The organism is Roseomonas rosulenta (genome assembly GCF_016106005.1).
Taxonomy (GTDB): Bacteria; Pseudomonadota; Alphaproteobacteria; order Acetobacterales; family Acetobacteraceae; genus Neoroseomonas; species Neoroseomonas rosulenta.
In genome coordinates this window covers 1-1,226 of sequence record NZ_JACADR010000548.1, presented here as the reverse complement: position 1 = coordinate 1,226, position 1,226 = coordinate 1, and the positions used below count along the sequence as shown (strand labels likewise).

2 protein-coding genes are annotated in these 1,226 nt (G+C 75.1%); both read right to left on the bottom strand.

What is annotated here, in order from left to right; translation table 11 throughout:
* The coding region (locus HW578_RS26760) for a hypothetical protein (protein WP_198373732.1) at positions 1-601 on the bottom strand (601 nt) is incomplete at its 3' end.
* 233 nt (positions 602-834) lie between these two features.
* Positions 835-1,119, bottom strand: coding sequence for a hypothetical protein (locus tag HW578_RS26755; RefSeq protein ID WP_198373731.1), 285 nt, complete (start codon positions 1,117-1,119; stop codon positions 835-837).
* Positions 1,120-1,226 lie beyond the last annotated feature (107 nt).

Below are 1,226 nucleotides of genomic sequence, written 5' to 3'. Positions count from 1 at the left end.
CCGCGCGGGCCTGCACGCGCTGTTCGATGGTGCGGCTCAGCGCTAGGTCGCGTTCGGCCTGGGCGCGCATCGCGGCCAGCTGGGCTTCCGCCTGCGCGCGCTGGATGGCGCCGGCGCGCGCCGCCTCCTGGACGCGGCGCGCCTCGCGCAGGCGGCAGTCGAGCACGCTGTCGAGCGCCGCCTGGGACTGCGCCAGGCCGTTGCTCTCGCGGTCGATGTCGTTGCCGACGGCGGTGGCGAGGGCGGCCTCGTTTCCTGCAGCCTCGCGCCGGCGCTGGTCGACATAGGCCACGGTGGCGACCGCCGCGGCGGCGGAGGTCGCCCCCCAGACCAGCGCCCCGATCACGCCGGGCCGCGTGCCGAGCACGCCGCCGGCGCCGACCACCGCTACGCCGCCGGCCACGAGGGGCACGGCGAAGAACTCGGCGGAGCGGTCGAGCGCCGCGGCCTGGGGGCGGCAGGCATCGGTGCCGTCGTCCGGCGGCATAGCGCCGGGGGCCGGGCCAGTGCCTGCGGCACAGCTGGTGAGCAGCAGCGCCGCGGCGAGGATGGGTGCTAGTTGGGACGGGCGACGCGTGATCGAGGGGCGCAGGCGGGGCATCGGCCGTTCCTCCTGAAGCTCACAGCAGGGTGACTAAACTCCGCATGGGCGTGATGGGCAACATTGCGGGCGGGCGCGCTCGTGCTGTGCGTCAGGCCGCGATGCTTTCGGCGTTCATCCGGGACTGCCGCACGGCCCGCGCCCCGGTTCTGCCCCCCAGACAGGACAGGTTCGCCTGGTGGCGAGGTGCCGGGCTGCGGAATGCGCCGGACGGCGCATTCGCGAAGGCTCCCTCACACCATCTGCCCGCGCAGGAAGCCCAGCGCGGGCAGTGGCGTCCATTTGCGCGGCAGGTCGGAGCGGCGGATCGGCGTCACCGAGTAATGCGGCACCGGCTTCTTCGCCCGCACCAGCCAGTCGGCATAGGCCTTCACCTGCTGGTCGCGCCAGGCACGGTCGTCGAGGGCCTGGGCGCGGGAGCGGAAGACCTCCGCGACGCGGCTTTTCCGCCCGACCGTGGCAACCACGGCCCAGAGCGTGTCGTCATCGCCGGCGCGGACGCTGACCAGGATTCCCACGAAGCGGAGCGTGGCAAATCCCGCCCCGGCGGGTCAAGCCTCGGGGGCGCCCCGCGCGGCGGGGGGCGGGCCGCCGCCGGGGCAGCATGGTTCAGGCCGCCGCCGGG